Source organism: Flavobacterium sp. ACAM 123 (assembly GCF_000264055.1).
Lineage (GTDB): Bacteria > Bacteroidota > Bacteroidia > Flavobacteriales > Flavobacteriaceae > Flavobacterium.
Genome location: NZ_AJXL01000118.1, coordinates 1 through 9,960, shown reverse-complemented (window position 1 = coordinate 9,960; position 9,960 = coordinate 1). Strand labels below are relative to the sequence as shown.

General features: G+C 33.8%; 4 protein-coding genes. All 4 read left to right on the top strand.

Annotation, left to right across the window (positions count from 1 at the left end; all coding sequences use genetic code 11):
* Positions 1-77: 77 nt before the first annotated feature.
* The 4 genes from A3SG_RS0115820 to A3SG_RS0115805 all read left to right on the top strand — a co-directional run bounded on the left by A3SG_RS0115820 (position 78) and on the right by A3SG_RS0115805 (position 9,843).
* Complete coding sequence (locus tag A3SG_RS0115820; RefSeq protein ID WP_016990979.1) at positions 78-578, top strand: toxin-antitoxin system YwqK family antitoxin; 501 nt, start codon at positions 78-80, stop codon at positions 576-578.
* Between the two features lie 169 nt (positions 579-747).
* On the top strand, positions 748-2,193 hold the full coding sequence (locus A3SG_RS0115815; protein ID WP_035664317.1) for a serine hydrolase domain-containing protein: 1,446 nt from the start codon (positions 748-750) through the stop codon (positions 2,191-2,193).
* Between the two features lie 368 nt (positions 2,194-2,561).
* On the top strand, positions 2,562-4,019 hold the full coding sequence (locus tag A3SG_RS0115810; protein ID WP_016990977.1) for a DUF2130 domain-containing protein: 1,458 nt from the start codon (positions 2,562-2,564) through the stop codon (positions 4,017-4,019).
* A gap of 13 nt (positions 4,020-4,032) precedes the next feature.
* Positions 4,033-9,843: a DUF3320 domain-containing protein gene (locus tag A3SG_RS0115805; RefSeq protein ID WP_016990976.1), complete on the top strand. Its 5,811-nt coding sequence runs from the start codon at positions 4,033-4,035 to the stop codon at positions 9,841-9,843.
* Positions 9,844-9,960 lie beyond the last annotated feature (117 nt).

The following is a 9,960-nucleotide window of genomic DNA, read 5'->3' as shown; positions in this document are numbered from 1 at the left end:
AGTTTTTCAGCAGACCCTAATTAATAAAAAAAATTATTATCGTAATTCTTACGCCTTTATTATTAGTTTCTTGTAAAATGACAAAAGAAACTTATGACAGTGGCGAATTAAAAAAAATAGGGAGAACATCAAGTGAATTAAAAAATGGAAAATGGAAATTTTACCATAAAAATGGAATGATATTTCAAAAAGGGAAATATCTCAATGGAGCAAAAATAGGTGTTTGGGAAATTTTTCACGAAAATGGTAAATTGCATCAGATCGGTAAATTTAATAGTGGAAAACAAGACGGAGAATGGAAATTTTTCTACGAAAACGGAAATAAAGAAGGGATTGGAAAATTAGACAATGGAAAATTGATTGGGCAATGGAATTGGTATCACACTAATGGAAAAATTTATACCGAAAGATTATACACTGATGGAAAACTAATGAATATAATTAATTGTTTTGACGGTAATGGAAAAAAATTAGATAAAGGCACTCTAAAAGATGGAAATGGAACACTAAATGTATATGATTTAGAAGGGAGTTTATTAGAAGTTCAAAACTTTAAAGATGGTAAATATAGAAAATAACGATTTGCCAACAGCCATTTTGATATAGTGGGATTTTAGTGGGATTGCCATAATGCATCAACTTTATTTTAACCCGTTAACCGAAAGGTTACGAAGCATACGCCATTTCAAATCAGCGACACGTTTAGCTGTAATTATAAAAACCGACGGAGAAAAATTCAATTAAATAATGAAAAAATCAACATTAATAATAAGTTTCTTATTTCTAACTATGTCCTGTTTTAGTCAAAAAACAGAAAATTCAAAAAACTCCTTAAAACAACAATTAGATACTTATCTAAAAGAAACAATTGAAGTAAATCAAATTCCAGGTTTAGTTGTTGCTGTTATAAAAAATGGAAAAGTGATCTATCAACAATTTTGTGGAAAAAGTTCATTAGAAGATAATACGATTGTAGATGAAAACAGCATTTTTAGATTATATTCAACGACTAAATTAATTACAGCAGTTGGCGTTTTTCAACTTATAGAAAAAAATAAAATATCGTTAGAAGATAAAATTTCGAAATATTTAGATAATCTTCCTAAAGAATGGCAAGATGTCAAAGTCAAAAACCTAATAACCCATTCATCAGGTTTACCAGATATTGTAAAATTTGAAGATATCCCATATAGTTTAGATGAAAGCGAAAAATGGATTCGCTTGTACAAAAAACCAATGGAGTTTGAAACGGGAGATCATTTTAGTTACAATCAAACCAATTATTGTTTACTCACAAAAATTATTGAAAGTATAAGTGGATTGACATTTGAGGATTATATTTTGAAAAATCAATTTCCTTCTGTGAAAAAAGGAGTAGTTTATTCTGCAAATGCATCAGAGTTCATTTCGAACAGAGTTACTCACCACGTGTTTAATTTTAAAAAGAAAAAATACGAAAGATTTAATGCTGACCATGTTAAAATTCATAATTCCGGAAGTGGATTAAATATTACACTCAAAGAATTTATAGCGTGGAATGAAAGATTAGATAAAAATATTCTTTTAAGCAAAGCAACCAAAACTTTAATGTGGAGTCAATTTGAGTATAAAGATAAGAAAGATGACTTTCTTTATGGCTGGAGCCTATACTCAACAAATAATGTAAAATCATTTGGATTTAGTGGCGGGTATATGACTGCATTTCGAAAATTCACAGATAATGATTTAACAATTATATTTTTATCAAATGGCTACAAATTCTTCAATGTTGAAGAACGAATCATCAATCATATAGCTGGAATTATAGATAAAAGATTGATGGATAAAAAATTGTTAGTCGAAGAAGAAATAATTACAGCCTTTTTTAAAAATGATATAGTAAAAGCAAAGCAGTCCTACTTTACCTTAAAAAATAAAAATGCAACATTACAGTTAGAAGACGCATTGAATATAACTGCATATACATTAATGAGTACTGATAGATTAAATGATGCAATCAAAGTTTTTGAATTTAATATAGAAGAAAATCCAAAATCATTCAATGCCTTTGATAGTTTAGCTGAAGGCTATTTTAAGAATGGACAACTGGAAATTTCAAAAAAGAACTATCAAAAATCATATGAATTGAATCCAGAAAACACAAACGCTAAAGACATGATAAACAGAATTAATGAATTATTGAAAAAACAATAACTACGGCTAACAGCTAAGGCTGCGTTGGGCTTGCAAAGCCAACAATGAACCCGCGGTTGAACGGAACCGATTATACTTCTGTTCTTATGGCGTTATCGTAAAATAATGAAGGGGATTTCGAGAGGGTTTCAAGGATTCTCTCTTATATGATTATAATTCTTGTGGTTTTAATGCTTTACTATAGTGTGAAGGTTTATGATTCCCGGAACGGGTATTATAATGATAGTTGGAGGAGTTGTGATAGGAAATAAAGATGCTGTGAGGTGTTCTTTATGCGTTTTATTTTTTTTACAATATGGGAAACCGTAAAGAATTGAAATTATAATGGAATACTTTTACTTCATAGAAATGTATCAATATCACTAAAAGTGGGTATTGTAATAATAATTAGAAAAGCTTTTATTTACAACATACAACGCAAGAAATATAGCACGAGTTATGGTCAAACTTTAAAAAAAGCGTTACTTCTTGATGTTATGAACAAGTTATCGGTCGTTTTATTGGCGACCGCGCAACTATTTAACAGACAGGACATTAAAACAAAAAAAATATTAAACGAGATGAACGAAATAATTTGCCCAAATTGTAAGAAAGCTTTTAAAGTAGACGAAGCAGGTTTTGCTGACATTCTAAAACAAGTTCGTGACCACCAATTTGAAGAAGAAATACAAAATCGCTTAAAACTTGCCGACAAAGAAAAAGAGAGTGCAATAAAATTAGCTGAAGCAAATATTAGAAATTCTGTGCAAGACCAACTTGCGAAAAAAGATAAAGAACTCACAGAACTAAAAGCACAAAGCGACTTGGCACTGGCTGAAAAACTAAATAAAAAAGAAGCCGAAATAACGCAATTAAAAGCAAAGATTGATAATGTTGCACTCGAGAAAAAACTTGCTGTTAACGAAGCTGTTCAAAAAGTTGAGAAAGAACGAGACAATTTGGCAAATGATTTAAAGACTAAAGAATTAGAAAAACAAAATCTTGAAAATTCTTTAAAGCAACAATTTGTAACTGAATTGCAAAACAAAGACGTAATCATAAAATATAAAGACGATGAGATTGCCCGCGTTAAGGATATGAAGCTCAAACTCTCGACTAAAATGTTAGGCGAAACACTTGAACAACATTGTGAGACTGAGTTTAACAAACTTCGTGCAACAGCTTTTCAAAAAGCATATTTTGAAAAAGACAATGATTCAAAATCTGGTAGCAAGGGAGACTTTATTTACCGAGAGACTGACGAAGCGGGAAATGAAATCATTTCAATAATGTTTGAAATGAAAAATGAAGGGGACGAAACAGCTACAAAAAAAAGGAATGAAGATTTTTTAAAAGAACTTGACAAAGACCGCAACGAGAAGAAATGCGAATATGCTGTCCTTGTTTCTCTTCTTGAAGTAGAAAGTGAGTTTTACAATTCAGGTATTGTTGACGTTTCCCACAAATACAACAAAATGTATGTTGTACGTCCTCAATTTTTTATTCCGATTATTACTTTACTTCGCAATGCAGCAATGAACTCTATGCAATATAAATCAGAACTTGCTGTAGTAAAAAACCAAAACATAGACATTACGAATTTTGAAGATAAGATAAACAACTTCAAAGAGGGATTTTCAAGAAATTATGATCTAGCAAGTAGGCAATTTAAAACCGCCCTTGAAGAAATAGATAAAACTATAGATCATCTTCAAAAAACAAAAGAATCTTTACTCGCCTCTGTAAATAATTTAAGGCTTGCCAACAATAAAACGGAGGACTTGACTATCAAAAAGCTAACGCATGGCAATCCGACAATGAAAGCAAAATTTGACGAACTCAATTAGAATAAAAGAACTCATGCAAGAACAATCTACTCTCATAATACACAAGCAGACACTTCCATTTTTAAACATTTCTTTGTATCTGAACAATATTAAGCCAGTTCAGTCATTGACGATTGAAAACACTTCGGAAACTAATTCTGCTCAACTTGAAATAAAGATATTTGCTGACCTTCCTTGCATTGAGCCATTTAGTTTTACTGTTTCATCCGTTCCTGCTAAAAAGGATGTGAAAATTCCGTTAGAGAATTTGAAAATAAACCGTGAATTTCTTAACAAGCTATCCGAAACGGAAAGGGCAAATCTTACCATTGAAGTTTTTCAAGACGAAATTTCAATGCTCAAAGAAACGATTGCTATAAATGTTCATCCATTAGAACATTTTGGGGGATTTCATGTATTGCCCGAATTGATAGCAGCTTACGTTACGCCAAATCACCCTTACATCTATCACATCAAAAGAAAAGCCATTGAAATTTTAGAATCGCAAGGATTAAAAACGGCTTTTGAAGGTTATCAGAGTAATGATCCCGAGCGAGTGTTGCAAATCATGTCATCTATTTATTCAGCAATACAAAACGAGGAAATTGTTTACAGTTCTTTACCGCCAGGTTATGAAGAAACGGGACAGAGGTTACGTTTACTTAATACCATTCAGCAGGAAAAATTCGGAAACTGTATTGACATCAGTTTATTGTTTGCCGCTTGTTTAGAAGCAGTTGACCTAAACCCAATTCTAATAATTGTTCGTGGACATGCTTTTATTGCTTGCTGGTTGCAGGACGATAAATTTTCCGAAGTTATCAATGATGATAAAACCGCTATTACTAAACGTCTTTCAAAAGGCATTCGTGAAATGGCAGCCGTTGAATCTACAAGTGTATGCAAGGGGAATAATATTAAGTTCAGTGATGCACTGAATGCAGGCGAAGCACAGTTAGTTCAAAAAGAAGAGTTTTTGTTGTCAGTAGATATAAAACGTGCAAGAACTCTTCGCATACGTCCGTTGCCTTTGCTTACAAATGCATCTGGAATACAGTTAGATGAAGAAGCATTAAAGCAAACGGAAACGGCTGCAATGGAAAAGCATTTTGAGATTGGCACTATTTATCAAGATGATTTACTACAAGGCAAGCAACCAAAAACGAAGCAAAAAATATGGGAACGCAAACTGTTAGATTTATCGCTTCGCAACAATTTGCTGAATCTACATATCACCCGTAATATGCTTCAATTGGTAGATATTGACATAAGTAACTTGGAGGACACACTAGCAGATGGAAAGAGTTTTTCTATTATGCCTAATCCGAATGCAGAGGTATTAAGAAAGTATAATTTCTTCTCACAGCCACTTCATCAATCATCACCATTATACCAATTAGCAAATGATGAGTTAAAACATAGTCGCTTACTAACTCACTATCATCAGCAGGATTTAGATAACATTCTAATCTATATCCATAAAAATGCAAAACAAGCAATTGATGAAAACGGTTCAAGCACTTTGTATTTAGCCGTTGGACTACTAAAATGGTTTGACAGAAAAGCACCTGAACAACCACGCTATTCACCTATTCTGTTGTTGCCAGTAGAAATAAGTCGTAGGTCTGTAAACAGCAAGTTTACATTGAAAAACCGTGAAGAAGAAACAATGATAAACATTACGTTAGTGGAATTTCTTCGGCAGGAGTATGAACTAGACTTAAGTGCATTAGAACAACTACCTACTGATGAAAAAGGGGTTGATGTTGCAAAAGTAATGGGCATAATACGCAGAGCCGTTATGCAGTTGAAAGGTTGGGATGTAGAAGAGCAATTAGTATTAGGAAATTTTTCATTTAGTAAACTAATTCTGTGGAAAGACATTGTAATGCATCAAGAAGAATTGCTAAAAAGCGACATGGTGCGAAGTTTAGTAGAAGGCAAGTTAGTGTTTAATGAAAATCACGAACCACATTCTGTGAATGATTTTGACAACATTCATTCTCAGTCAATAGTATTACCCATAGCAACCGATGTTTCGCAAATGGAGGCAGTGCTTACCGCACAGCAAGGTCGTAGTTTCATTTTGCACGGACCTCCCGGCACTGGAAAATCTCAAACCATTACCAACATTATTGCAGATGCTTTGTATCGTGGAAAAAGAGTATTGTTTGTAGCAGCAAAAAAAGCAGCATTAGATGTTGTGCATAGACGATTGGAACAAATCGGACTTGCTCCGTTTACGTTGGAACTGCACTCTAATAAATCTAAGAAATCTGATGTATTAGCACAATTGGCAAAGTCAATTGAAACAGCAAAACTTGCACGAACAGTCAATTTTCAACAAGAAGCCCAGCGATTAGATACTGCGAAAAAAGCGATTAGTGAATACGTCAATGTTTTACACCAAAAGCAGAAAACAGGTTGGAATCTATACGACAGCATTACTGCTTTGGAAAATTACAGCGATAAAAATTTTCAAAAAAAATTCATTTCCGAAACAGTTCTGCAACAATTAAACGCAACACTTTGGCAACAATGGATAGATTGGCTTCCACAATTTCAATCCATATTAAAAATAATTATTCCCCATTCTGAAAATCCTTTAACTGCTTTTAATTTACCGCAGTATTCTCCTTCGATAAGTGATGAAATTTCAGCACAAACAAAAAAACTATGTAACCTTTTGCCCGATTTGGAAGGTAAATCGCAATCTTTGGCTAAAGCAATACATTTCCCTTTTTCAATCCAATCTAAACCAGAGTGGGAGCAATTTGTTCAGGTAGTAAGTGCTTTTCAAAATCTGCCTGACCTTCCTTTAGAACTTTTACGCTATCTATCTGACAAAGAAAATTATAGTGTTTACGAAGAATGGAGTAAAGCATTCAATCAATATTTGACGGTTTTAAACAACATTTTAAAAAGCTACAACCGAAATGTTTTAAACTCAGATGTTTCATCAACAGAAATAGAATGGAAGAAGGCACAACAAAGTTGGTTTTTACCGAAATGGTTACAAACAAGAAAAATCAAAAAGCAATTAGCTGTTTTTAGAAATGCTCCTATTACAGATAACAGCGAATTAGAACAACTTTTTTCCAATTACAATCAGTTCCAAGAGGTGCAACGACTTTTGCAGAAAAGCCGCTTTTCTGTTGTGCAACAAGCACTAAAAAATTTATTCAAAGACGAACAAACAGACTTAGCCGACATTAACAATAAAGCTGAATTGGTTCAGCAAATAAGCAATCTAACAAACAGTTGGGAACGTAATGCACTTAGCAAATGGGTTCAGATTTGGAAAGAAAAAAACTTGCAGTATTCCGATGAAATTAAACAAAATAATTTGTTAGCAATAGTTGATTTTATTCAGTTGTCATCAACTTTCAACGAGCACAAGAAAAATTACGAAACACTTACAGGTATTGATTTTCAACAAAAGGAAAACTGGCAGAATGAAACCATTACACAATTGCAAAATATACAGACACATCTTCCACATTTAAAAAATTGGATTAACTATGTGCAACTTCGTAAGCAGGGCGAAACTTTGCAGTTGCAATGGCTTATAAACGATTACGAAAACAAATTGTGTGATGCTGATAACATCACCGATTACTTTAATTACATCGTTCATGCTTCCATTGCACAACGTATTATTTCGCAACACGAATCATTGAGTTTATTTAATGTTGGGTTATTTGAAAGTAAAATTGAACAGTATAAAAAAATTGCGAAAGACTTTCAATATCTCACAATTCAGGAATTGCGTGTGAAGTTAGCGGCACAATTGCCGAACTCCACAATCGAGGCAATGCAAAGTTCTGAAATTGGGATTTTACAACGAGCTATTAAAAACAGAGGCAGAGGATTGAGTATAAGAAAACTGTTTGACCAAATACCTGCATTACTACCCCGCATTGCTCCTTGTATGTTAATGAGTCCAATCTCAGTAGCACAGTATTTTGATGTAAATACGAAACATTTTGACATTTTAATTTTTGATGAGGCATCACAGTTGCCAACTTGCGAAGCTGTAAGTGCCTTGGCAAGAGCAAAACAAGTTGTGATTGTAGGCGACCCTAAACAAATGCCACCTACTTCATTTTTTAGCACCGTAAAATTGGATGAAGAAAATATGGATGTGGAGGATTTAGAAAGCATTTTAGATGATTGTTTATCCTTGTCGGTGCCATCAAAATATTTGTTACGACATTATCGCAGCAAACATGAAAGTCTAATTGCTTTCAGCAATGTGAATTATTACGAAAACAAACTTCTTACGTTCCCTTCATCTGACGATTTGAACAGTAAAGTAAAATATCACCGAATCAGCGGATTTTACGATAAGGGAAAAACACGCACCAATAAATTTGAAGCCGATGAAATTGTGCAATTCATAAAATCACATTACAACGATTCAAAAAAACGCAAATTGAGTGTAGGTGTTGTTACATTTAGTCAAACACAACAAAATCTGATAGAAGACAAGCTACAAAAGCTGTTCATGTCCGACCCGAATTTGGAAGAATTTACCAATGAAAGTCTTGAGCCATTGTTTGTGAAAAACTTAGAGAATGTTCAGGGAGATGAACGTGATATTATCCTATTTTCTGTCTGCTACGCACCTGATGAACAAGGTAAAATGAGTATGAATTTTGGTCCTTTAAATCGTGATGGTGGTTGGCGTAGATTAAACGTAGCTATAACCCGTGCCCGCTATGAAATGCACATATTCGCTACATTGCATGCAGACCAAATAGATTTAAGTCGTACATCTGCCGAAGGCGTGGCAGGTCTGAAAGCATTTATGCAATTTGCTGAAAAAGGAAGTTTAAGTGTTCGTCCCGAAGATGTTCAAGAAACACTCAACAAGCAACATTTATCAGCATCCGTTAGCAAAAAGTTGCAAGAAAAAGGATTAGAAGTAAAATGTAATATTGGCACTTCTGGGTTCAAAGTGGATATTGGTATTGTTCATCCTGACAAACCGCAACAATATATTCTAGGAATTGTAGTTGATGGTCATTACTACTATAATGCTCACACCACTAATGACAGAGAAATGGTGATGCCTTCTGTTCTTAAAGCTTTAGGTTGGAACATTCATCGCATTTGGACAATTGACTGGTTTGAAAATTCAGATAAGATTATTGATACAATAATTGAAAGAGTAAAGCAACTGCAATCGCAGCCCGAAGTTAAAGAAGTAGTTAACCTTGACCCTGCTCTTGACCCTGTATTAGAGACTATTAAAGTAATACCCGCAGAATTGGTAACAATTAATCTTACAAGCAAGCAAACTCCTTATACCGCTTTCGCTTTAACTCCTGCTTCTAATGCCAATAGTGAAACGATATATGAATTTCAAAACCGAAATATCATAAAGCAACAGATACAATCAATAGTGGACGCAGAAGCTCCTATAAGCAAGAGTTTATTATATAAAAAAGTATTGCAAGCGTGGAATACCAGTCGTGCAGGGTCAAGGTTAGACAAGCACTTAGAAGGAATTATCAAAGAGATTAATATAGTGCAGACAATACATCATCAGCCCTTTTATTGGAGCAACAACACAACTTTAGACTACTATCGTAACAATGACATAGAAAAACGTAACATGGAGGACATTGCTCCTGAAGAAGTTTTAGTTGCTCTACAGGAAGCAGTAACAAACAATTTGAGTATTGAGGAAGCTGAACTGCTTCGATACTTGGCTCGGACTTTTGGTTTTGCCAAAGTAGGCAAGCAAATTGACACAATGTTGCGTTACGTCATTGACACGGCAGTGCAACACGGTAATGTAAAAAGAGAAAACGACAGAATAAAATTTGCCGACAAATGAACCAGCATATTGTAATGCCTAAAAGAAAAACGAAAGTATCCACCCGAGCAACTACATATTGTTTAATACGATGCGATTATTCATAGGAGCGTAATTTTACAATGGTTTAGATTCCGC